The sequence below is a fragment of the Acinetobacter sp. YH12236 genome, assembly GCF_013417645.1.
Lineage (GTDB): Bacteria > Pseudomonadota > Gammaproteobacteria > Pseudomonadales > Moraxellaceae > Acinetobacter.
In genome coordinates this window covers 36,728-61,539 of record NZ_VPDM01000020.1, presented here as the reverse complement: position 1 = coordinate 61,539, position 24,812 = coordinate 36,728, and the positions used below count along the sequence as shown (strand labels likewise).

Here is a 24,812-nt window from a genome sequence, read left to right as displayed (position 1 = left end):
GGCTTTTTCAATCGTGGCAGGAAAGAATGAATGATTGTTCGTGATAAAAGTAATAGCTTTAGTCTGCTGTTTGCATGGCATGGCACAATTTTGCCTAAAGTTCTGCCTGCCTTGGGGCTGGTAATTTTTCTTTCAGGCTTGCTGGTCTATCTGCGTCAGGCGCATTTTTTTAGCTTTCCTGCAGTGCCGGCCATAGGCTTTACCATCTTCGGGGTGATTCTGTCGATTTTTCTCAGCTTTCGTAACACCGCCTGTTATGACCGTTGGTGGGAAGGGCGCAAGCTGTGGGGAGCGCTGATTGCTACGACACGTCATTTATGCCGTGATAGCTATGTCCTTGATGATCAGTCACGTGAAATCCTGTTGTATCGAATGATGCTGTTTACTCATTTATTACGTGACCGTTTGAGACAGAAGCAGCAAAGTATTCAGCATTACCAGGCCCACACTAATTTTGAAGTTGCTGCATTTGATCAATTGCCCACGCATATCAATGCATCACAATGGGTACTGGAACAAATCCAGAAAGATTTGGTTCTGCTCTATAAACAAGGCAAGATTACAGACATTATTTATAACAATCTGAATCAGCATACAGTGGCTTTAGGCGATATACAGGCGGGTTGTGACCGGATCCTGTCGACGCCGTTACCATTTTCCTATTCGGTGCTGTTGCATCGTGCTGTTTATTCTTTCTGTTTTATCCTGCCATTTAGTCTGGAAGCCAGTCTTGGTTTATGGACTCCGATTCTAGTCGGCCTGATTGCCTATATGCTGTTAGGGTTAGATGAACTGAGTGCGGAACTGGAAGAGCCTTTTGGATTTCAGGATAATGATCTGCCTTTAGACTCTATTGTAAGATTGATCGAACGTGAAACCCTGAGTTCTTTAGGACAAGAATTACCTGAAGCGATTAAAGCTAAAAAAGCTTATTTAACTTAGGTTTAAACTGATTTTATTGAAAAGCTAATCATTAAATAAATTAAATGAAAATCATCTTATTTTTAAATTATTTTTGAGTGGCTGGCTTACAAATTTTAAAAGCAAGAAACTATGACCCTAGCGATGTTTTAAATGATTGCCAAGATCTGGGCTATTGTTTTTAACCTGCTCATGTAGCTCACGATATTGCTCTAAACGTTGTTTGGCCTTGTCACGTAGCTTTTTCTTGATATAGAGAGCTAGAGCGAAACAGGTGGTCGTCAAGGTCAGGAAAAGGCTATTCATAAAGCTCATCATGGAGCTGATATAACCGATCGTCGTCAGGCGATTCATCATCTGAATGACTTGTGGGCTGCTTTCTACACCAGTGATTGCCCAGGTACAGAGATGCTCACAATTATTAATAATCAGGTGATAGTTATTTTCATGCATTCTGGAACGCATACGGCGAACCACTTTACGGCCTTTGTATTTTGCTGAGGCATAATACTGGATCTGAATCGGTTTGCCGTTGCTGAATTTCTCAATGGAGGTGATTTCAATTGGATGCTTTTTAAATAAATGTGCAAAACCGGAATAGTGGATGACACGACCACGCCCGGCATAAATCCCGTGATGAGTATAACCGAAATGTTTAACCATAAGATGCGCACCTATGGGAAACCGTTTAGTTCGCTGCATGTAAAGATTAAGCCATTTAATAACAAGTGTATTTTAAACAGCAAGTGTACTGTTTTTTTGTGAATTAATCGATGTTTTAGGGTTCAATTCTATCCAGAATTCGTTGTCTAGACAGTCATCTTTAAATTTTTCGAACTTTATAAATGCTGTATGTGCACTGATTGAGGCAGATCTTAAACTATAATGTCTAAATAGCCTAAGCAAATATGAAAAGTCATTTATCTGCATATTTGAAAAGAAATAAAGATATAGACACTTAGGTTTAGATAGAAGGAGTAGGTTCCACCTGATTAAAAGCAAAGAAGGGTAGGCAAAAATCCAAATGATAGATATAAAAAAAGCATTTGCGTATGCAAATGCTTTTTATCAAGACCTAAGCTGCTTATTGCAGCGGCAGGTGCTGAAGTTCATTGAGTTCTTTACGGCTGTAACCGCGAGAAGCTAGAACTTTTTTGATTCCGATAATGATATCTTCATCAGTTGCTTTAGACAGTGCTTCAAGGAGCTGTTCATTTGTCTTGCAAGAGCAATCATTTTCAACACAAGCAATCTGGTTCTTGTGTTCATTTTGTTGTTCATCTGAAAACAACTTCTGCCAGAAACTCATAGAGCCTTCATACACAACCTAACATAGGGTGAAATATATCCAATTTAATAAATAAAGCAATAGGACCTATGTGATAAAAGCAGCAGTCAGTATTTCAAATTTTCGATTGCAGAAGACATTTTGAACGATATTATTTGATTGAAACAAGATAATTCATGCATAAGTTACTAATTTTATGTATAAAAATGGAGCTAACAAAAGCTCCATTTATGTAACAAAAAAATAAATTGAAACAATATTTTTAGCGTTTTTCCAGCAGTACGCCTGACTCTACATGGTGGGTATAAGGGAACTGGTCGAACAGGGCAAACTTGGTAATTTTATGGGTTTGGGACAATTGTTTCAGATTGTCGTGTAATGTGTCCGGATTGCAAGAAATGTAGATGATTCGTTCAAAGCGCTGTAGCAGTTTCAGTGTTTCATCATCGATCCCTGCACGTGGCGGATCAACAAATACCGTATCAAAGTCATAAGTTGACAGATCAATATTGGCTTCTTGCAGACGGCGGAAAGTACGTTCACCATTAAAAGCTTGCGTAAATTCTTCAGCAGATAGACGTGCTACCTGAATATTGTCGATACCGTTCTGTTCGATATTCCATTCAGCTGCATAGACAGATGACTTGGCCAATTCAGTCGCCAATGCACGACGGAAGCGGGTGGAGAGTGGCAGGGTAAAGTTACCATTGCCACAATACAGCTCTAAGAGATCTTTATCAGATTGCTGCGCGGCATTACATGCCCATTCCAGCATTTTCTGGCAGACTTGCGCATTCGGCTGGGTGAAGCTGCTTTCGATCTGTTTGTACTGATATTTACGGTCAAATACAGTGAGTTCTTCTACGACAAACTCATCGCTCAAGACAAATTTCTGGCCACGGCTACGACCAATCAGCTTGATCTTCAATTTTTCAGCCAGTGCTTTAGCTGCAGGTTCCCAGCTTTCATCCAGCTTGCGGTGATAGATCAGGGAAACCAGTACTTCACCTTTTAGTGTTGCCAGGAAATGCACTTCAAATAGGCGGTGGCCCAGAGTTGCATCGGCTTTGAAGGCTTCTAGCAATTGCGGCATTAAGTCATTAATACTGCGGTCAGCCACAGGGAACTCATCAATACGGATCACTTTCTTGTTATTGTTCTGATCACGTTCAAACATGGCATAGAACAGGTCATCTTCAGTATGCCAGATCCGGAATTCAGCACGCATGCGATAGTACTGTTCAGGCGACTCAAATACTTCAAGGGCAGGTGGTTGATATTCGGCAAATTGCGCGCTAATGCGTTCAACTTTGGCATCCAGTTGTTGCTGATAAGATGAGGTCATATGCAGTAAAAAATCGCAAATATTTTGAAAGCCAAGATGGTAGCAAAAATTTGCTGTTCTGCCTAAGACTATTCAGGGAAACAGGCTTGAAAAGCTGTTAAAAAAGGCCAAATCTGCAAAGGGGAGAGATTTGGCCATAAGAGGAAAGGGATTAAAATAATTTAAGTACTAAAGCTGTTTATAGGCCTGACATGGTCATGAGACTGGCATTGCCACCTGCAGCTGCGGTATTGATACTGATTGCACGTTCAATCACGAAACGCTCCACTGGAATATCATAATTACCGGAACTTAGGTGCGTGATACCTACAATAGCTGCTTGTCGTCTTGCAATACGTTGCTGCAAATCCATCAATGCAGTGGTCTCGCCATGATGCAGTACAGCCTCAAAATCACCTGATTCAATATCTTTGATAACTTTAATAGCTTTCACCACACTCGCGGGCATGCTTTGCAGATACTTGAGTATAAAAGTATTGTCTGCCAGTACAGCCGGGCGGCTACCGACCGATAAAATTGCCAAGATTTGCTGAATCTGATCTACATCATTGTCTGCTAGAGAGAGCACACTCTCACGCGGCAGGATCATGTACTGGTTTTCCTCACCCGTTGGGCCTTGCAGGCTAAAGCTATGTCTCGTTGCAATCTGAGCTGGAGCCTTCAACGAAACTCTTGGGAAAGTCTTGTTTACCCAAGCCTTAAAGTCCTGCATTACCGGATTTTCAAGGGAAACTTGGGCAGGCTGCATTGCATAAGGCTGAGCCAGCTTCTTCTCAGACACCTGATGCATTAAACGGTAGATATAAAGTGGACCACCGGCTTTCGGACCAGTCCCAGACAGGCCTTCTCCGCCAAAGGGCTGTACACCCACCACAGCACCGACAATATTGCGGTTGATATACAGGTTGCCGACGTGCGCTTTTGAAATCACGGTCTGCATGGTTTCATCGATTCGGGTATGTAGTCCCATGGTCAGGCCATAACCTTTGCTGTTGATCTGATCCAGAAGTTGTGGCAGCTCACCGGCTTTATAGCTAATCAGATGCAGCACTGGACCAAAGATTTCACGCTCAAGATCATTTAAATTCGGCAGTTCAATTAAGGTCGGTGGAATAAAAGTACCTTGAGCCAGATCGGAAGCATCTTGATTAAACATCAGTTGATGAACTTGATGACCTTTACTACGCATTTGATCAATATGTTTTTGGATGTTCTGCCGTGCTTCGGCATCAATCACTGGACCAATATCAGTTTTGAGTAGAACCGGATTGCCGACTCGCAATTGCTGCATTGCACCTTTTAGCATCTTACGTACAGTATCCAGATTGTCTTCCTGCACACAGAGTACACGCAGGGCAGAACAGCGCTGACCAGCACTATCAAAAGCTGAGTTAACTACATCCAGCACAACCTGTTCGGTGAGCGCTGATGAATCTACGATCATGGCATTCTGACCACCAGTTTCGGCAATTAAAGTGACGCTTTCGCCAAACTGATTCAGTCGTTCTGCTACGGTCTTCTGTAGAATTTTTGCTACTTCAGTAGAACCGGTAAACATGATGCCTTGGATGCGTGAATCTTGGCTGAGTTGAGCTCCAATGGTTTCACCACGACCCGGCAATAGCTGAAGGACATCCTGCGGAATACCTGCTTCCCAGAGAATCTGCACGGCTTGCGCGGCAATCAATGGAGTCTGTTCAGCCGGTTTGGCGATGACAGTATTGCCAGCAACCAGTGCTGCAGAAATTTGGCCAGTAAAAATCGCTAACGGGAAGTTCCATGGACTAATGCAGAGTACAGTTCCTAAAGGCTGAATATGTACATCATTAGACAGGTCCAGCATCTGGCCAGCATAGTAGTGCAGGAAGTCAATTGCTTCACGGACTTCAGCAATCGCATTGGCATAGGTTTTACCGGCTTCACGAGACAGTAGGACCATCAGTGGCAGCAAACGTTGTTGCATCAGGTCAGCGGCTTTATTGAGACAGGCTGCACGTTCATCTTTTGGCAAATTGCTCCAGAAACTTTGTGCATTCACTGCCTGAGTCAGGGCAATTTCTGCCTGTTCAGTGGTAGCTTCATGGACGGTACCGACCACATCCTGATGCTGTGCTGGATTGATAATCTGTACTGGATGACTACTATCGTTTTCTGAGAAAACAGTACCCATTGCAGCAGCCTGAAATTGGCTACTCGCCAAGTCTGTCGCAACTGCATTTAAGGCTTGCAGGTCTGCGTCATTAGCCAGATCTAATCCGGACGAATTTGATCGTAAGGTACCGTATAAATCTTTTGGATAAGGGATTTGCGGATGTTTAGCACCTAAGGCATTTTCCTGTTGAGCTGCTTTTAAAATGGTTTGACGCGGATTCTCAATCAGGTCTTCGACTTTTAAATTCTTGTCAGCAATTCGATTGACGAAAGAAGTATTCGCACCATTTTCCAACAGGCGACGGACCAAATAGGCCAGTAGGGTTTCATGGTTACCGACCGGTGCATAGATCCGGCAAGGAATACCAAGCTTTCCAGCAGCTTTATCACCCACCACATTTTCATACAGCGGTTCACCCATGCCATGCAGACACTGGAATTCGTATTGACCGGCATAATAGCGGTCTGGATTAGCGAGCTGATAAATCGTGGCAACGGTCTGCGCATTATGTGTCGCAAATTGCGGGTAGATATAGTCCGGTTCTGCCAGCAGTTTTCGTGCACAGGCGATATAGGATAGGTCAGTATGCACCTTGCGGGTAAATACTGGATAATCCGACATACCTTCGATTTGAGCTTTTTTGATCTCGCTATCCCAATACGCACCTTTGACCAGACGAATCATCAGGCGTTTTTGGCTGCGTTTAGCCAGATCAATGATGTAATCCACGACATAGAAGCAGCGTTTCTGGTAGGCCTGAATCACGAAACCAATGCCTTTCCAGTTATTGAGTTTCGGTTCAAAACAAAGACGTTCTAAAAGCTCTAGGGAAATTTCCAGACGGTCAGTTTCTTCGGCATCAATATTCAGGCCGATATTATAGCTTTTCGCCAGAACTGCCAGATTGAGTACTTTGGAGTAAAGCTCATCATTGACACGGTCCATTTGCGAGCGCTGATAACGTGGATGCAGTGCAGACAGTTTGATGGAAATACCGGGACCGTTATAAACATCCTTATCTGTTGATGCCTTGCCGATGGCATGAATCGCATCCTGATAATCCTGATAATAGCGTTCTGCATCCGGATCAGTCAGAGCCGCTTCGCCGAGCATGTCATAAGAATATTGGAACCCTTTTTCTTCCAGACGTTCTGCATTTTTCAGGGCTTCATCAATGGTTTCGCCAGTGACAAACTGCTCACCCATCATGCGCATCGCGACATCAACTGCTTTACGGATAATGCCACGGCCACTACGTGCCAAAAGACCGGTTAATAGACTCGACAGGCTTTTCTGCTGAGGCGTTTCCATCAGCTTTCCAGTGAGCATTAACCCCCAAGCCGCAGCATTCACAAACATCAGCTGGCTTTGACCAAGATGTTCTTTCCAGTTGCCCTGATTGATTTTGTCGCGGATCAGTAAGTCACGGGTTGCTGTATCTGGAATACGTAGTAAGGCTTCTGCCAGACACATCAAGGCAATCCCTTCCTGAGAAGAGAGCGAAAATTCCTGAAGCAGTCCTTGTACGATACCGGCTTTACCGCCTGAGCCTTTACGCTCGCGCAGGGAATGTGCCAGATCAAACGCCAGGCGCTGAATTTTATCTGTCAGTTCTGAAGAAATTTCACTATGTTCCAGCAACGTTTCCACGCATTCGGATTCGGCGCGTCGCCATGCGGTATTGATGCGCTGTTCGTATTGGTTTTTATCCTTAAATTCAGCAATGTAATTCGATTGCTTCACTGCATTCGAGTGCGAATTCGGGCGTAATGTGGTGGACATAGTGACTTCCTGTACTGCGTCAATCGGTTCTTTGAGTTGAATGAGTTTTAATCTATAATCCCAAAATAATTGACGAATATCTCACTATAGTTTGTATCATTTTTAGAGAATAATTCTAATGAATAGCCCTTATTTAAGCCTTGACCGAATAGATATTCGCATCCTTGATTTGCTGCAGTCTGAATCGAAAATTTCCAATATTAAACTGGCAGAAATGGTGAATTTATCACCGACTGCGGTGCTGGCTCGTGTGCAGAAACTGACCAAGGAAGGATTTATTCTCGGTTATGAAGCACGACTTAATCCAATTATGCTGAATAACGGTTTTGTGGTCTTTGTCGAAATTCTGCTGGATAAAACCACACCGAATGTGTTGGAAGAATTTTCCGAGGCGGTACAGCATATTCCCGATATCGTGGAATGTCATATGATTAGTGGCGGTTTTGATTTTGTGGTGAAAATCCGCTGTGCCAATATGGATGAATTCCGAAAAATCTCCGGTGATATTTTGTGGCAATTACCGGGGGTAAAAGAAACCCGTAGTTATCCGGTCATGGAAGTGATCAAGGAAACCCAACAGATCAAGCTGAAAATGCCGGCTAAAGCTAAGGTATAAATTCAGACAAAACAAAAGGGACATAAAGCCCCTTTTTAATTTGAAATAGAAAAAATTATTTATTCATTTCAGCCATTTCTTTTTGATATTCAGCTTTCGCCAGTTCAAAACGATTAACGACATCGTGACTTGGCGCTTTATCCAATAGGCTCACAATCACAATACTTAACGCTGCCAGAATAAACCCCGGGATAATCTCGTACAGACCGGTATCACCCATATAATTTTTCCATGCAATTACAGTCACGGCACCCACCACCATGCCGACAATCGCGCCGTTGAGGGTCATGCGTTTCCAGAACAATGAGAAAATGATCAGTGGACCAAAGGCAGCACCAAAGCCAGCCCAGGCATAAGCCACCAGACCCAGAACTTTACTGTTTGGATTGATGGCCAAGGAGATTGCAATCAAGGCAATCACAATCACCATGCCACGACCCACCCAGATCAGTTCTTTTTGTGAAGCATTTTTACGCAGGAAGCCTTTGTATAAATCTTCAGTCAGGGTGGTCGAGCAAACCAGTAACTGACAGCTCAATGTACTCATAATCGCAGCCAGAATTGCCGCTAATATGATGCCTGCAATCCAAGGGTTAAACAGGATTTTGGTCAATTCCATAAAAACGGTTTCAGGATTCTGGTTGACGATTGCAGCAGCAGGAAGGTCAGGATTTGCTGCAAAATAAGCAATCCCGATATAGCCCGCCGACATTGCACCCACCAGACACAGAATCATCCAGGTCATGCCGATCCGGCGTGCAGTAGGAATAGTTTTGACCGAATCTGCCGCCATAAAGCGCACCAGAATATGTGGCTGACCAAAATAGCCTAAGCCCCAAGCCAAGCTAGAAATAATCGCGACAAAACTTAGGCCTTCCAGCATATTGGAGGCATGTGGACGGGCAGTTTCCAGTAGGGTGCCCACCTGTTGAGCATTATCACCCAATGCCAGATAGGTAATGATGGGTGTAATAAGCAACGCAAAGATCATTAAGCCAGCCTGAAAGGTATCGGTCCAACTGATTGCCAGGAAGCCGCCAATACACACATACAGAATCGTGGCCACTGCACCGAGCCAAAGTGCTGTCGTGTAATCCCAGCCAAACAGGCTTTCGAACAGACGCGCACCTGCGACCATACCGGAAGCACAGTAAATTGCAAAGAACACCAGAATCACAATGGCTGATAGTAAGCGTAAGATTCGTTTCTTATCCGCAAAACGGCTGGTGAAATAATCAGGCAGGGTCAGAGCATTGTTCTGAAATTCAGTATGGGCACGCAGACGGCCAGCTACCAGTAACCAGTTCAGCCAGGCGCCAATAATCAGGCCAATCGCAATCCAGACTTCTGACAGACCGGAAAAATAGATGGCTCCGGGTAAGCCCATCAGCAGCCAGCCACTCATGTCGGATGCACCTGCGGAAAGCGCAGTCACGACACTGCCCAGACTTCGCCCACCCAGAATATATTCATCAAAATTGGATGTCGCACGATAGGCATATAAACCGATCCCAATCATGGCGACGATATAAAACATAAAAGTAATCAGTGTCGGGTTAAGCGAGCTCATAGGCAGAGTATCCTTAAATTTTAAACATCATCATCCGGGATGATTTTTGAACTGCATTCACAGGGCAGTGATTCAAACATGGTTTAAAAATTACACTCTGTAACAGTTGATCAGATTTTATGTATATTTTGTGTAAATTAAGAATTTTCTTATAAAAATGAAGAATTAGGAAAGGGTTGTAAAATGCAAACTTACACATGGTTTTGAAGAAAAATAAATAATTTTAATAAACAGTTAAATTCATTGAATTTTTGTATTTTAATTACACAATTTTACAAAAATAACAACAATCTCGAATTAGACATATTTTGTTTCAAATCCTGCTTAAATCACTTCTATTTGTTTTTAGGGCCTCTCTTCATAGTGAATGAATGCCATTCTGAATGGTGCATCATTGCTAAGAGTAATATGACATGGACAATATGTTGCAAATAGAATCAAGTCGAATTGAACAGGATTTATTGGGGAAAAAACAAATTCCCCAGCACAGCTATTATGGTATTCATACCTTGCGTGCGATTGAGAATTTTCAGATCTCAGGTCTGGCAGTAGGTCAGCAAGCACACTTTATTCGCGCATTGGCGCAAGTTAAAAAAGCAGCAGCACAAACGAATTTACATTTTCAGAAAATATCAGAACAACAAAGTAGTGCTATTCAACAAGCCTGTGATGAATTGATTCATCAACCTCAGGACTGGCAGGAGGCATTTCCGCTTGATCCTTATCAGGGTGGAGCTGGTACTTCTATCAATATGAATGCGAATGAGGTTATTGCAAATCGGGCGCTAGAATTGCTCGGGCATCGTAAAGGCGATTACCATATCCTGCATCCAAATGATCATGTGAATACTTCGCAATCGACCAATGATGTCTATCCCACGGCACTACGTCTAGCGACATATACACGTCTGGATGAACTGCTTCATGTGCAAAAATCGTTGATTGATACTTTATATAGCAAGGCATCAGAGTTTCAGTATGTGATCAAGATGGGGCGTACCCAGTTACAGGATGCGGTTCCAATGACCCTGGAACAGGAATTCCGTGCTTTCGCAACCTTATTAAAAGAAGACCTGAAGCTGATTGAGCAAATGCGTCAGTTATTGCTGGAAGTAAATTTGGGTGCAACCGCCATTGGAACCGGCGTGAATACTCCAGATGGTTATGCCAAACATGCAGTACAAACTTTAACGAAAATTACTGGCCTACCTTTAAAAGGCGCGGAAGATTATGTCGAAGCGACCAGCGATTGTGGCGTGTTTATTATTCTGTCCAGTAGTCTGAAACGTCTGGCTGTTAAATTATCCAAGATCTGTAATGACTTGCGTCTGTTAAGTTCTGGTCCACGTACCGGTCTGGCGGAAATCCGTTTGCCAGAATTGCAGGCAGGTTCTTCTATCATGCCAGCCAAGGTCAATCCGGTCATTCCAGAAGTAGTCAATCAGATTGCGTTTCGTGTGATTGGTAATGACCTGACTGTGACAATGGCAGCAGAAGCAGGGCAATTACAGCTTAATGTTATGGAGCCGGTCATTGCAGTATCCTTAAATGAATCCATCCAATTATTAACTCAAGGTATGCAGACCCTACAACAAAAATGTATTGCCGGGATTCAGGCCAATGAACAGAACTGTTTAAATGCAGTGATGCGCAGTATCGGGATTATCACCTTACTGGAACCACTTTTAGGTCATGCCACTTGTGATGAAATTGGCAAGCAATGTATTCGTGAAAATAAAACTGTACCCGAAGTGGTGCTGGAACTGGGTTTGTTAAGTGAAATTCAGCTGGATGAAATTTTTGCCTTTGAAAATCTGGTTTCAGAAGTCCCAATGATGAATCAATGGGAACAGGTATCCTGAAAGTTTAAGGATGAGCCGAATATAGATTCGTGCTGATTTTAACCATTTGCCTCAAATCCCGTCTGTGGGTTTGGGGCATTTTCATCTAGACTATATCGATGACACAATGAATTGAGTGCATAGCATGTTTGATAAAATCAGCAACTTATTTAAATCAAATAAACCTGATCCGGCTCAGATTTTTCTGGAAGAGAATCATATCCAATATGTAGAAGGGATCGGCTATATTGTGGATGGGGTTAATTTAAATGAGGAGCTGGGCGAGCGGCTGGAATATTTGTCTAACCGACGCATGAAAACTTTTGATGATTTAAAAGCGCTATATTCAACTGCAATGATCATTAATGAAAAAATTGATCTGGAAATTGCCAATCAGCGTTTTAATGCAAGATTAGGAAATACTGAAGAAAACCTGCTGCAATTCAAAGCAATTGTGAAAAAGTTGAATGACTATTATCGTAACTTTTTACGTGATAAAAAATAACTGAATCATAGGCTGATTTTATCCTATGCAGTCAATCTGTAACGACTGCATAAAAATAACGAAATAGCACCAGATCATCGTGATAGTATAAGCTTCATGTTGTTTAGACTTTAAAGCTATATACATGTTCCAACAAGAAATTTCCCAACTTAATTTAACAAAGCTCAAGGCAGGCGAGAAACGCTGGTTAGGCAATCTGCAAGGCTCGTCTACTGCATTATTGCTGAAAGAAATTATCAAGCAGCAACGATCGCGTCTATTTGTTATTGTTGCGCGTAATAACCAGCATTTGGGTCAACTGGAAAGTGAACTGGAATTTTATGGGATTAAACCGACCATATTTCCAGACTGGGAAATTTTGCCTTATGACCGTCTGTCACCGCATCAGGATATCGTCTCTGAACGTCTGGCAATTTTATCTAACATGCCCCAAAGCGGCGTATTGTTGCTGGCAGCTTCTACATTGGTACAGCGTGTTGCACCTACTTCATGGGTGCTGGGTGAACACTTCGATATTCGAGTCGGGCAAAAGCTGGATCTGGAACAGCAAAAGAAAAAACTGATTCAGGCTGGTTATCATCTGGTTGATACCGTTTATGACCATGGCGAATTTGCAGTTCGCGGTAGCATTATCGATATATATGCTTCAGGCCAAGATGCACCGATCCGGATTGACCTGTTCGATGACGAAATTGAAACCCTGAAATTTTTTGATCCGGAAACCCAGCGAACTACGCAAACTTTAGAACAATTTACGGTATTACCTGCACAAGAATTTCCCCTTAAGGAAGGCCGTGCTACTTTCCGTGACCGTTATGCAGAATTTTTCCCGACAGCTAATCCAAAGAAAAATCCAATTTATCAGGATGTGATGGATGGCATTGCTTCACCGGGAATCGAGTTCTACCTGCCTTTATTCTTTAGTCATGAAGCGATGCAAGGGCAAAGTACCTTAATTTCGTATTTACCAAAGAATGGCATTGTCATTACAGATAGGGCGTTGGAGCAGAGTTTAGAGCAGTTCTGGCAGGATGTAACACGCCGTTATGAAGATCGCCGTCATAATATTGATCAGCCGATTCTGCCGCCTGAAACACTGTTCTGTCCGACCAATCAGCTTTTAGAACAGCTGAATCAGTTTAGTCGCATCATTGCGGCACAAGAAGCTTTTGATGAGAAAGCCGGCGTGATTAATCTGGATACTCAGTTACCACCACGGTTGCCTGTTGATCCAAAACGTGAAAAACCTTTTACCGAAGTCAAAAAATATATTGATGCGGCCAATCATCCGGTTTTACTGGTTGCTGAAAGTGCCGGTCGTCGTGAAACCTTAAAAGATGCGCTGCGCCCAAGTCTGGGCGATATTCCGACCGTAGAAAACTTTGATGCTTTTGTCGATTCTCTGCATGCGATTGCGATTACCAGTGCACCATTGGAACGTGGTCTGGTTCTGACAAATCGGATCAGTGTGATCTCGGAAAATCAGCTTTACGAACATCGTGTGGTCCAACGTCGTCGCAAGCGTCAGCAGGAAGTATCAGAAGAATTCCTGATCCGCAGTCTGACCGAGCTAAGCATTGGTGCACCAGTGGTACACATTGATTATGGTGTAGGACGTTATGCAGGCTTAATTACTTTAAGTATCGATGATCAGGACCATGAATTTCTGCAACTGGACTATGCTGAAGGCGCTAAAGTCTATGTGCCGGTGACTAACCTGCATCTGATCAGCCGCTATAGTGGTGGCGATCCAGATCTAGCACCTTTACATAAACTGGGTACAGATGCTTGGAATAAAGCCAAGCGTAAAGCTTTGGAACAGATTCATGATGTCGCAGCCGAGTTATTACATATTCAGGCACGTCGTTCATCTAAGCCGGGGATCAGTTTTGAGGTTGATCAAAGTCTGTATATGCAGTTTGCTAGCGGCTTTGCTTATGAAGAAACACCGGATCAGGCCAATGCGATTGAAGCTACACTATATGATATGCAACTGGCAAAACCAATGGACCGTCTGGTCTGTGGTGATGTCGGTTTTGGTAAAACTGAGGTCGCCATGCGGGCAGCCTTTGTCGCAGTTCAAAATAACCGTCAGGTTGCGGTATTAGTGCCTACCACTTTGCTGGCACAACAGCATTATGAATCTTTTAAAGACCGTTTTGCGGACTGGCCAGTTCGGATTGAGGTGCTTTCCCGTTTCGGTTCATCTAAAGCGCATACCAAAACGATTGAGGATTTAGCGGATGGCAAAGTCGATATTGTCATCGGCACCCATAAGCTTTTACAGGAAAATGTCCAGTTCCATAATCTGGGACTGATGATTGTCGATGAAGAACATCGTTTCGGGGTGCGTGATAAAGAACGTATTAAGGCCTTGCGTGCCGATGTGGATATGCTGACCCTAACAGCAACGCCAATTCCACGTACCCTAAATATGGCCTTTAGTGGTATGCGTGATCTGTCCATTATTGCAACACCACCAGCACGCCGTCTGGCTGTAAAAACTTTTGTGCAGGAACATACCAGCGACACCATTCGAGAGGCGATTCTGCGTGAATTACTGCGTGGTGGTCAGGTCTATTTCCTGCATAATGAAGTCGATACCATTGACCGTGCTGCAGAAAATATCCGGAATCTGGTGCCTGAAGCGCGTGTCATTGTGGCACATGGTCAGATGCGTGAACGTGAACTGGAGCAGGTGATGCAGCAGTTCTATCACAAGGAATACAATGTTTTGGTGTGCTCGACTATTATCGAGACCGGGATTGATGTGCCGAATGCCAATACCATTATTATTGAGCGTGCAGACAAGCTCGGTCTTGCACAGTTACACCAGTTGCGTGGCCGGGTTGGGCGTTCGCATCACCAGGCCTATGCCTATCTGTTAGTGCCATCCTTAAAAGCCTTGAAAGGCGATGCAGAAAAACGGCTGGAAGCGATTCAGCGTGCCTCTACGCTGGGCGCAGGCTTTATGCTCGCCACTGAAGATCTGGAAATTCGCGGTGCAGGTGAACTTTTAGGCGAGCAGCAAAGTGGTTCGATGCAGGCGATCGGTTATAGCCTGTATATGGAAATGCTAGAAAAAGCGACTAAAGCCATTCAAAAAGGTAAAACGCCGAATTATGATGCGCCACTGTCTTTAACTGCAGAAATCAACCTGCATATGCCAGCCTTGATTCCGGACGATTATCTGGGTGATGTACATCAGCGCTTGCTGTTCTATAAACGCATCAGTAATACCGATACTCAGGAAAAACTCGATAATATCCGTATGGAACTGATTGACCGTTTTGGCATTCCGCCGCAACCGGTGAAACAGTTATTTGCTGTGCATCAGCTACGTCTTAAAGCTGAGCAGCTGGGCATTACCAAAATTGACATTGGTGGGCAGGGTGGCCATATCGAGTTTGCGCCAGATACACCAGTTCAGGCTATGAGTATTATCCAGATGATGCAGAAACATCCGACATATTTCAGGATGGAAGGCGGCCAGCGATTAAAAGTGATGGTGATGCTGGAAGATTATCAAAAACGAATCCAGTTCATCAGCGATTTACTGGATAGCCTATTAAAAGAGCTAAATTAATATTTTTAGATTTCATGGAATATGAATATTCACGCTATATTTCATTTTTATAAATATAGTGTGAATATCAGCTTGTTTTCATATGAAATTATTTAAGCTAATAGTTTGCCGTTTTGTCCTTCACAATTCATACAAAATTGCCCTAAAGCGCCCGCTTACAATACTCAGCCGCAATTGTATATGGTAGTATTAGCCATCATTCTAATTTTGCATCATTTATAAAGATATGTTTAGTTTGCATCCACAACTTGCTCAAGATACGTTTTTTGTAGGCGACTTTCCTTTATCAACATGTCGTTTGATGAATGATATGCAATTTCCGTGGTTGATTCTGGTTCCGCGTGTACCAGGCATTACCGAATTATATGAATTGAGCCAAGCTGACCAAGAGCAGTTTTTACGTGAATCAAGCTGGTTATCTAGCCAGTTAGCGCGTGTATTCCGTGCCGACAAAATGAATGTCGCAGCTTTGGGCAATATGGTGCCGCAACTGCATTTTCATCATGTGGTTCGTTATCAAAACGATGTGGCATGGCCTAAGCCGGTATGGGGTACTCCAGCAGTTCCTTATAGCAGTGAAGTATTGGCACATATGCGTCAAACCTTGATGCTGGCTTTACGCGGTCAAGGGGATATGCCATTTGACTGGCGTATGGACTAAGCGTTGACATACATTTTATGGTCCATTCAGGATTCTGGACTTTAAGAGAGTAATTGAGTGCAATTAGACGACTGGATTCATCAGGAACCAAAACAGTTTGAATATTTCCATCGGATGATGGGATATATCATGCTGTCTCTGGTTCTGATCGTCTATCACTACACGGAACCGGACACCAATTACCAGATTTTTGTTCCGTTATTTCTGGCACTGGTTTTGGTGATCACACCGAAATTATCCCGGTGGATGATTTATAAATACGACTATAATTTAAAACGTAATTTCTTCTTTGTTCTAGATGTGATTATCGTATCGGTTGTACTTGCAGCTGTGCATCTGGATCTGGTGTTGTCTCTACTGGCAGTAGTTACATTGCTGTATACCGCCATTAATAACAAGATTTCATTCATGATGGTGTCACTGGCTGGCCTGATTGGCACCATGATCTTTTATCTGTCTACCATTGGCATTTTTGGATTTACCAGCTATTTCAGTCCAACCAGTACCGAACTCACCGTACTAGGTTTCATCTGTCTGATTACTTATTTTGGTGTCGGAAATTTCTATCAAAGCGGTCGTATGCAATATATGACCCAGAAGAAAAATCATTATTTTGACCAGATGAACCGTTATATGGAATTTGCCAATCAGCTCAGCCGTTATGCGCCAGTGCAGTTATGGCAATCTATTATGAAAGGTGAGTCTGAAGCTAAGATCGAATACAAACGTAAAAAACTCACGATTTTCTTTTCAGATATTCAAGGATTTACAGAGCTTTCTGAAACTCTGATTCCGGATGACTTAGCTTTCCTGCTGAATGACTATTTGAGTCATATGACTGAAATCGCAAAAAAATATGAAGCAACAGTCGATAAGTTCATGGGTGACGCCATCCTGATCTTCTTTGGCGATCCGCACTCAGATGGTGTAGAGCAGGATGCTAAAAACTGTCTGGAAATGGCGATTTCAATGCGTCAGCAAATGAAATTACTACGCGAACGCTGGATTAAAATGGGTTATCCGCCATTACATATCCGTATGGGGATTTCAACCGGTTATTGCCACGTGGGGAACTATGGCGCCAATCACCGTATGGCCTATACCATTGTTGGTCGTGATGCCAATCTGGCTGCACGCTTACAAAGTGCTGCGGAAGTTGATGAAATCCTGATTTCTGAAGATACCCATAACCTGATCAAAAATGATTATCTATGTGCACCTAAAAAGCCAATTTTCCTGAAAGGGATTAAGGCGCCGGTACGCACCTGGCAAGTGATGGAAAAATATGCCTTCCAGAAAGTTGAATATCAGCGCTGGTTTGATTATGAGTATAAAGGCTTTCATTTACTGCTAAATCTGGATGAAGTACAAAACTATGATTATCCAGAGTTGTTGCATGTGCTAGAAAAAATGATTAAACGCATTCAAACCCAACAGCAACTGACCAACTCTCAAGGAATTGTGAAATTAAAACTTGAAGATGAAGTCATTGAACCTTTATCTGCTGAAGAAGCATTTCGAGCAGCTGAACGATCAAAAGTCATCTAATTTTTATGATTTAAATAAATGATAAAGACCATAAAAAAAACCACGCTTAAGCGTGGTTTTTTGATTGCAGAATCTTAGTGATTTTCTGAAGCATGGTTGATGGTATATTTTGGAATTTCAACTTCCAGATCTTCATCCACAATCTTCACTTGGCAAGACAGACGAGAGTCGGGTTCTAAACCCCAAGCACGATCGAGCAAGTCAGCTTCGACATCATTCATGTCTTCAAGGCTGTCGAAACCGCGACGGACAATTACGTGGCAAGTAGTACATGCACATGACATATCACATGCATGTTCAATCTTGATTCCGTTTTTCAGCATGCTTTCACATAGATTGGCATCTTGTTCAACTTCAAACTCAGCGCCTTCAGGGCAAATTTGCGCATGTGGAAGAACTTTAATACGTGGCATAGTCTTTACCTTAAATTAGTTTGAGTTTGACCAATCGTCGAGTTTAGTGCCTTTAAGGGCAGCATCAATATGTTGATTCATACGCAGAGCAGCAAATGCATCACTATGTATTTTAAGCTGTTCTACTGCAGATTCAATGGCTTTGATATCTGTACCTTGTAGCTCGGACTCAAGTCGTGCTTGCGCAGCAGTCAGTTCTGCCAATTGCTGTTCATTCATCAATTGAGCATCTACTTTCAGTGCCTGAATCAGTGCTTCAAGTTCACGTTGTGCTTCCACCTTGGTTTCCTGCAAATGACGAAGATTCTTATCTTCTTCAGCAAACTGATAACCTTCTAACAGCAGACGTTCAGTATCTTCACTCGACAAGCCATAAGATGGTTTGATATCGATTTGTGCAGTCACACCTGAAGTCATTTCTTTGGCAGAAACGGTCAACAAGCCATCCGCATCCACTTGGAAAGTCACTTCAATACGTGCCTGACCTGCGGTCATTGGTGGAATACCATGCAGGACAAAACGGCCTAAGCTACGGCAATGTTCTACCAGATCACGTTCACCTTGTACCACATGAATCAGCATAGCGGTTTGGCCATCCTGATACGTTGTAAATTCCTGGCGACGTGCAACTGGAATTGCGGTATTGCGTGAAATCAGACGTTCAACCAGACCGCCCATGGTTTCCAGACCAAGAGAAAGTGGAGTCACATCTAATAATAATGATCCATCTTTGCTGTTACCAATGAGCTGATTCGCTGTAATTGAAGCACCAATCGCAACCACTTCATCCGGATTAATGGTGCAAAGTGGTTCCTGGTTAAACACATCACGTACTGCTTTTTGCACGGCATACGAGCGGGTAGAACCACCTACAAGCACCACATTCTGAATATCATCAAGTTCCAGCTTGGCATCACGCATGACACGCTTACATACGCTGATGGTTTTATCCAAAGCAACTTTGATGATTTCTTCAAAAGTCGAACGATCTAAAGTCAGGCTTTGATCAAGCAGCTTTAATTCAACTGAGTCAGCATCAGATAATGCTTCTTTAGCTTTACGCGCAGCAGTAATGAAATGCGCATATTCAGCATCATCTAGGGTTTCGATATTAAGCTGTTTTTTAGCCCATTTTAAAATCAGACGATCCAGATCGTCACCACCCAGAGCAGTATGGCCGCCAGTCGCTAATACTTCGAACACACCTTGAGAGAAACGCAGAATTGAAACGTCAAAGGTACCGCCGCCCAAGTCATAGATCACATAGTTGCGATCTGTGCTCAAGTTAGTTTCCTGATCCAGTCCATAAGCTACCGCAGCAGCCGTTGGTTCATTCAATAAACGCAGAACGTTTAAACCAGCCAGTTGCGCAGCATCACGTGTTGCCTGGCGTTGTGCTTCATCGAAATACGCAGGAACCGTAATCACGGCACCATTAATCTCATTTTTTAAGCTGGCTTCAGCACGTTCTTTAAGCTGCTTTAAAATTTCCGCAGAAATCTCAACTGGCGTTTTACGTCCTTGCGCAGTTTCAAATGCCGGCATTTCATTCGCTTCGCCCACCAAGGCATAAGGATGCTGGAATTTAATATCTGCTTGGGAGCGACCCATAAAACGTTTTACGGATACAATCGTATTTTTAGGATCGGTGGTAATAAAAGGTTTGGCATCATCGCCATATTCAGTGCTTTGTGCTGCATAATGAACGATAGAAGGAAGTAACACACGACCTTGTTCATCTTTGAGTACTTTGGCTTGACCTGAAAGAACCGTGGCAACCAAAGAGTGGGTGGTGCCTAAATCGATACCAATCGCAATGCGGTGTTCATGTGGTGCACTTGATTGACCTGGTTCTGCAATCTGCAAGAGAGCCATAGTGTTACATCCTTTGCACGTTAAAATTAAATAGAAAAATTAAAATTCATCATCAAGATCAAAGCTGTCATCATCTAGGAAACGGTCTTCCGCTTTGTCGATGTCCGCCATGACTTTAACAAAGAAACGCAGTTTACGCACGGTATCGCGAGCTTCGCCCCAGTCTTCATCTTCATAGTCGATTTTGAACTCACGAACTAGACCATCAATCCATTGCTGAACTTCAACTTTCAGAGAAGAAAGATCTTCAGCCGATGAGGCTTCATCTAATTGCTCGCGAATTTCCAGCGCATCCTGAAGAAATTCAAAATCGCTAATAGACTGATCCAGATGATAGTCCTGTTTTTTTAAAGACAGTAAATAAGCTGCACGGCTATCAACCGCTGACAAAGCCTTGAATGCCTGGTTGATCTCGCTTGATTTAATCAAAGCCTGATCTTTATCTTCAGCTTTATCGGGGTGATATTGTTGCTGCAACTTTAAAAACTCTGCTTTTAAAGTGGCTAAATCAATATCGAGTGCTACAGGAAGATTGAACAACTCAAAATGATTCATGGGAGATAGAGTCCGCGATTAATATGCAAAAATGATTAAACTTGATGACAATTAAAATAACTGCCTAAATGCAATTAAAACAGTGTATTTCACACTGTTTTAATGCTGAAAAAAGAGAATTATTGCTGCAATCAGACAGTGAATGACTCACCACAACCACATTCACCTTTTTTATTTGGGTTATTAAATTCGAAGCCTTCGTTCAAGCCGTTTTTCACGTAGTCCATTTCTAGACCTTCGAGATAAACCAGACTTTTTGGGTCTACGAAAACTTTAACACCAAACTGTTCAAAGACCTGGTCATGAGTATCGACTTCGTCGACAAACTCAAGAACATAAGCAAGACCAGAACAGCCTGAAGTTTTCACACCAACACGAATGCCTTCACCCTTACCGCGACTTTTGAGGTAATTGCTGATATGAGTTGCTGCATTTTCAGTTAAGTGGATCATGAAAACTCCGTGAATCTTTCTTCAAAAAACGAATGATTAAGCTTTAGACTTCTTGTTGCGGTAGTCTTCAACAGCCGCTTTAATTGCATCTTCAGCCAGTACAGAGCAGTGTACTTTTACTGGTGGAAGAGCCAATTCATTTGCGATATCAATGTTTTTGATCGCTTGTGCTTGGTCTAAGGTTTTACCTTTTAACCATTCAGTCACTAATGAACTTGATGCAATTGCAGAACCGCAACCATAAGTTTTAAAACGTGCTTCTTCAATCACGCCTTCATCATTTACTTGGATCTGTAAACGCATTACGTCACCACAAGCAGGTGCACCGACCATACCAGTACCAACGTTTTCTGCATTTTTGTCTAAAACACCAACGTTACGTGGGTTTTCGTAATGATCAATTACTTTTTCGCTATAAGCCATGTTGCTTCTCCAAAACTCGGGGTCAGCCTTAATATAAATATGGGGATTAAAAATTTTTTATCAATGAGATAGCAGTGTAAATACAGCTATCTCAGAGTCAAAAATTAGTGCTCAGCCCATTCAACTGTAGAAAGGTCGATACCTTCTTTGTACATATCCCAAAGCGGAGAAAGTTCACGTAATTTCTCAACAGCAGCTTTAGTGATATTTAAAACGTGATCGATATCTTCTTCAGTGGTGTACTTACCAAAGCTGAAGCGGATCGAACTGTGTGCAAGTTCATCAGAAAGACCTAATGCACGAAGTACATAAGATGGTTCAAGTGTTGCAGATGTACATGCTGAACCTGAAGATACGGCTGCATCTTTCAGTGCCATCATCAATGATTCACCTTCAACAAAGTTGAAACTTACGTTTAGGTAGTTTGCAACGTTTTGAGTTGGGTGACCGTTCAGGAATACCTGTTCAAGATCTTGTAAGCCATTCCAAAGCTTGTCACGAAGTACACGTAAACGAGCTTGTTCGGACTGTAAATTTTTGCCTGCAAGTTCAAATGCTTCACCCATACCAACGATCTGGTGAGTCGCAAGAGTACCAGAACGCATACCACGTTCATGACCGCCACCATGCATTTGTGCTTTTAGACGTACACGTGGTGAACGACGTACGAACAGGGCACCAATACCTTTAGGGCCATAGATTTTATGTGCAGAGAAGCTCATCAAATCGACTTTCAATTGAGAAAGATCGATTTCAACTTTACCCGCAGCCTGTGCAGCATCAACGTGGAAGAAAATCTTTTTCGCACGGGTGATTTCACCAATCGCAGCAACATCAGTTGTCGTACCGATTTCGTTGTTTACCATCATCAGGGAAACAAGAATGGTGTCTGGACGGATTGCTGCTTCAACCATTTCTGGAGTAATTAAGCCAGTTTTTGGTTGCGGCTCAAGATAAGTAATCTCAAAACCTTCAGACTCAAGCTCACGACATGTATCCAAAATTGCTTTATGTTCAATTTTAGAAGTAATGATGTGTTTGCCTTTAGATGCATAGAACTGAGCCACACCTTTCAATGCAAGGTTGTCAGATTCAGTCGCACCTGAAGTCCATACGATTTCACGCGGATCAGCTTTTACTAAATTCGCCACTTGTTCACGGGCGTATTCAACTTTTTCTTCCGCTTGCCAGCCATAAGCATGTGAACGAGATGCTGCATTACCGAAGGTGCCTTCGAAAGTTAAGCATTCCATCATACGTTCTGCAACTTGAGGATCTACCGGAGTTGTTGCTGCATAGTCAAGATAAATCGGACGTTTCATGTCAAATACCTGTAACCGATAAAAGGGCTGAATCAATGTTTGCTGAATTTTGGCGTAATGACACGGTTTGTACGTTGTCACGGGCTACAAGGTCGGCAAGGGTGATTTTTGCGAGATAATCGGCAATGTGGTGGGAGAGTTCTTGCCATAAATCATGAGTCAAGCACATCGCGCCATTTTGGCAGTTGCCTTTATGGTCACAGCGAGTCGCATCAACTGTTTCGTTTACAGCTTCAATAATTGCTAACACAGTAATTTCATCTGCGCTGCGTGCTAAATGATATCCACCATTGGCACCGCGAACACTCGAAACTAGACCATAACGTTTTAGTTTCGCAAATAACTGCTCGAGATAGGCAACAGAAATAGTTTGACGTGCTGCAATTTCAGCAAGCGTGATCGTTTGTTCAGATGGCTGCAAAGCTAAATCAAGTAGAGCAGTCACTGCGTAGCGACCGCGAGTGGTTAGGCGCATGATTCGATACACATGGTTAGACTAGATGTGTAGATTTTATGAATCCCGACTAAATTAGTCAAGTTATTTTTGTGAATGGCGAGCGTATTTAATTTTCTGAAAATGAAAGAATTACGCGCTGATCCAATTATACACTAATAACGCAATCAAAAGTACTGTGATTATACTAAAGACCATATTGATCCGCTTTTGACGGCGTTCCATACGTTTAATGCGGTTGCGATACTGTTTAACTTCAACTTGCAGGCTATTAATTTTAGAACGCTGATCTTCAATTTTCTTTAATAAAGGCGCAATACGTTTTCTTGATGAAACAATATCGGTCTCATCTGCCGGTGGTTCAGATAACCAGTGTTTCCAGTCGGACAATACTTTAGGTAAGGCAAATAAAGTCAGTAAATCACGGAACTCGTCTTTTAAAACCTGATTGCCATCAATACGCATCGCACGAATGCTTCTGCGATTGCCAAAGATAAAGATCTTAATCAGATCCATTAAAGTAGTGCGAACATCCAGATCAATAACTCTGCCTGGTGCTTTATAGTCAAATAACAGCCCGTCTTTGGTAAACTGAACATAGAAATCAAAATATGGAATATAACTATTGATTTTTATTGTAATATTCTCATCTACAAACTTCTTCGCCTGAAGAGCAACAACACGGTCATGTTTGAGAATGAACGTGAATATTGTTTCTAAAACGATTAAAGTCATCGTAAGCAACAAATGTGGTTGATTTTGACTTTGTTGCGATTCACTCATATATACAACCAATCCTTACCTGAAAATTAAAATGAAAAAGCATCCTGCTGAGTAAAAGATTTCAGGGTTAAATCAAATTAGACTTGAAATAAAGTGCTTTGTAGAACAGTTTAGCAAATCTATCAAGCCCTAAATTTGCTATTATGCGGTGATTTTGTAGATAATTTTATGATATTTGCATAGAAAATAAGCAGGAGTCGTGTACATGGATAAAACAAAAACGACACAAGATACAGATCAGGAATTGATTGAAAAACCAGTGAAGAGTAAGTCAAAGTCTGCTTCAGAGCGACGTTCAATGCTGGACTTTCGTAAATATACCAAGCAGATCTGGTTGGCTGGCCTTGGGGCATTTTCCCGGGCAGAGGAAGAAGGCAACAAACTGTTTGACTCGCTGGTCAAGGTCGGAGAAGAGCTAGAATCCAAAACAGTCGATATTGCAGATCAAACTGTGGAAAAAGTCTCCGAAAAAGCACGCGAATCTGTGACAGATACCAAAGATAAGGTTGAAAAACTGATCGACAACTCTGTTCATCATTCCTTGAATCGTATAGGATTAGTCACACTGAAGGATGTACAACATCTGGAGCGTTTAATTCTTCAGTTGCATGCCAAGGTTGATGAATTGACCTTGCAGCAAGAAAAAATACAGAAAGAATTATTGGAAAAAATACACACAAAATGATTTTCTTCATAATTCAATGTTTTTTTCGCATATAT

21 protein-coding genes are annotated in these 24,812 nt (G+C 42.5%); 8 read left to right on the top strand and 13 right to left on the bottom strand.

Translation table 11 applies throughout. From position 1 onward, the window contains the following. The first annotated feature begins 30 nt into the window (after nt 1-30). Nucleotides 31-942 carry a bestrophin family protein gene (locus FTV14_RS10115; RefSeq protein WP_166136623.1) on the top strand — a complete coding sequence of 304 codons (912 nt, stop codon included), beginning with the start codon at nt 31-33 and terminating at the stop codon, nt 940-942. Between the two features lie 117 nt (nt 943-1,059). Here the strand turns inward: FTV14_RS10115 and FTV14_RS10110 are convergent, their stop codons facing one another. The 4 genes from FTV14_RS10110 to putA all read right to left on the bottom strand — a co-directional run bounded on the left by FTV14_RS10110 (nt 1,060) and on the right by putA (nt 7,488). Further along, on the bottom strand, nt 1,060-1,623 hold the full coding sequence (locus FTV14_RS10110) for a lecithin retinol acyltransferase family protein (protein ID WP_125278319.1): 564 nt from the start codon (nt 1,621-1,623) through the stop codon (nt 1,060-1,062). Between the two features lie 382 nt (nt 1,624-2,005). Continuing rightward, the gene (locus FTV14_RS10105) at nt 2,006-2,230 is read right to left on the bottom strand and encodes a hypothetical protein (RefSeq protein ID WP_004786091.1); all 225 of its coding nucleotides are present in this window, start codon (nt 2,228-2,230) and stop codon (nt 2,006-2,008) included. A gap of 241 nt (nt 2,231-2,471) precedes the next feature. Next, entirely contained in the window at nt 2,472-3,554 is a 1,083-nt protein-coding gene (trmA, locus tag FTV14_RS10100) for a tRNA (uridine(54)-C5)-methyltransferase TrmA (RefSeq protein WP_180053849.1), read from the bottom strand. A 178-nt stretch (nt 3,555-3,732) separates the two neighbouring features. Beyond that, nucleotides 3,733-7,488 carry a trifunctional transcriptional regulator/proline dehydrogenase/L-glutamate gamma-semialdehyde dehydrogenase gene (gene putA / locus FTV14_RS10095; RefSeq protein WP_180053848.1) on the bottom strand — a complete coding sequence of 1,252 codons (3,756 nt, stop codon included), beginning with the start codon at nt 7,486-7,488 and terminating at the stop codon, nt 3,733-3,735. 118 nt (nt 7,489-7,606) lie between these two features. Here putA and FTV14_RS10090 point away from each other — a divergent pair, with 118 nt between their 5' ends. Continuing rightward, complete coding sequence (locus FTV14_RS10090) at nt 7,607-8,104, top strand: Lrp/AsnC ligand binding domain-containing protein (RefSeq protein ID WP_004786082.1); 498 nt, start codon at nt 7,607-7,609, stop codon at nt 8,102-8,104. 55 nt (nt 8,105-8,159) lie between these two features. On the opposite strand, the gene putP is transcribed toward FTV14_RS10090, so the two are convergent. Continuing rightward, a complete protein-coding gene (gene putP / locus FTV14_RS10085) occupies nt 8,160-9,674 on the bottom strand; it encodes a sodium/proline symporter PutP (protein ID WP_125278315.1) in 1,515 nt (504 codons plus the stop codon). 413 nt (nt 9,675-10,087) lie between these two features. Here putP and aspA point away from each other — a divergent pair, with 413 nt between their 5' ends. The 5 genes from aspA to FTV14_RS10060 all read left to right on the top strand — a co-directional run bounded on the left by aspA (nt 10,088) and on the right by FTV14_RS10060 (nt 17,815). Further along, nucleotides 10,088-11,536 (top strand): aspartate ammonia-lyase, encoded by a 1,449-nt coding sequence (gene aspA / locus FTV14_RS10080; protein ID WP_180053847.1) that lies wholly within the window; start codon nt 10,088-10,090, stop codon nt 11,534-11,536. A 124-nt stretch (nt 11,537-11,660) separates the two neighbouring features. Next, complete coding sequence (locus FTV14_RS10075) at nt 11,661-12,020, top strand: hypothetical protein (protein WP_180053846.1); 360 nt, start codon at nt 11,661-11,663, stop codon at nt 12,018-12,020. Between the two features lie 124 nt (nt 12,021-12,144). Next, complete coding sequence (gene mfd, locus FTV14_RS10070) at nt 12,145-15,606, top strand: transcription-repair coupling factor (protein ID WP_180053845.1); 3,462 nt, start codon at nt 12,145-12,147, stop codon at nt 15,604-15,606. A gap of 226 nt (nt 15,607-15,832) precedes the next feature. Beyond that, complete coding sequence (locus tag FTV14_RS10065) at nt 15,833-16,267, top strand: HIT domain-containing protein (protein ID WP_004786072.1); 435 nt, start codon at nt 15,833-15,835, stop codon at nt 16,265-16,267. A gap of 57 nt (nt 16,268-16,324) precedes the next feature. After that, nucleotides 16,325-17,815, top strand: coding sequence for an adenylate/guanylate cyclase domain-containing protein (locus FTV14_RS10060; RefSeq protein WP_159122747.1), 1,491 nt, complete (start codon nt 16,325-16,327; stop codon nt 17,813-17,815). 74 nt (nt 17,816-17,889) lie between these two features. Here FTV14_RS10060 and fdx read toward each other — a convergent pair whose 3' ends face one another. The 8 genes from fdx to FTV14_RS10020 form a co-directional block, all read right to left on the bottom strand. Continuing rightward, nucleotides 17,890-18,228 (bottom strand): ISC system 2Fe-2S type ferredoxin, encoded by a 339-nt coding sequence (gene fdx, locus FTV14_RS10055; RefSeq protein ID WP_004786069.1) that lies wholly within the window; start codon nt 18,226-18,228, stop codon nt 17,890-17,892. 15 nt (nt 18,229-18,243) lie between these two features. Then, the gene (gene hscA, locus FTV14_RS10050; RefSeq protein WP_180053844.1) at nt 18,244-20,103 is read right to left on the bottom strand and encodes a Fe-S protein assembly chaperone HscA; all 1,860 of its coding nucleotides are present in this window, start codon (nt 20,101-20,103) and stop codon (nt 18,244-18,246) included. A 39-nt stretch (nt 20,104-20,142) separates the two neighbouring features. Next, on the bottom strand, nt 20,143-20,658 hold the full coding sequence (gene hscB / locus FTV14_RS10045) for a Fe-S protein assembly co-chaperone HscB (RefSeq protein ID WP_004786065.1): 516 nt from the start codon (nt 20,656-20,658) through the stop codon (nt 20,143-20,145). A 131-nt stretch (nt 20,659-20,789) separates the two neighbouring features. Continuing rightward, entirely contained in the window at nt 20,790-21,110 is a 321-nt protein-coding gene (iscA, locus tag FTV14_RS10040; protein ID WP_004786063.1) for an iron-sulfur cluster assembly protein IscA, read from the bottom strand. Between the two features lie 36 nt (nt 21,111-21,146). Next, entirely contained in the window at nt 21,147-21,533 is a 387-nt protein-coding gene (gene iscU, locus FTV14_RS10035) for a Fe-S cluster assembly scaffold IscU (protein WP_004786061.1), read from the bottom strand. Nucleotides 21,534-21,637: 104 nt separating this feature from the next. Continuing rightward, on the bottom strand, nt 21,638-22,855 hold the full coding sequence (locus tag FTV14_RS10030; RefSeq protein WP_104426169.1) for an IscS subfamily cysteine desulfurase: 1,218 nt from the start codon (nt 22,853-22,855) through the stop codon (nt 21,638-21,640). Between the two features lies 1 nt (nt 22,856). Continuing rightward, nucleotides 22,857-23,330, bottom strand: coding sequence for an Rrf2 family transcriptional regulator (locus tag FTV14_RS10025; RefSeq protein WP_179992330.1), 474 nt, complete (start codon nt 23,328-23,330; stop codon nt 22,857-22,859). 111 nt (nt 23,331-23,441) lie between these two features. Beyond that, entirely contained in the window at nt 23,442-24,092 is a 651-nt protein-coding gene (locus FTV14_RS10020; RefSeq protein WP_104426168.1) for a hypothetical protein, read from the bottom strand. Nucleotides 24,093-24,297: 205 nt separating this feature from the next. On the opposite strand from FTV14_RS10020, the gene FTV14_RS10015 reads away from it, so the two are divergent. Beyond that, nucleotides 24,298-24,777 (top strand): phasin family protein, encoded by a 480-nt coding sequence (locus FTV14_RS10015; RefSeq protein WP_125278308.1) that lies wholly within the window; start codon nt 24,298-24,300, stop codon nt 24,775-24,777. Nucleotides 24,778-24,812: the final 35 nt, after the last annotated feature.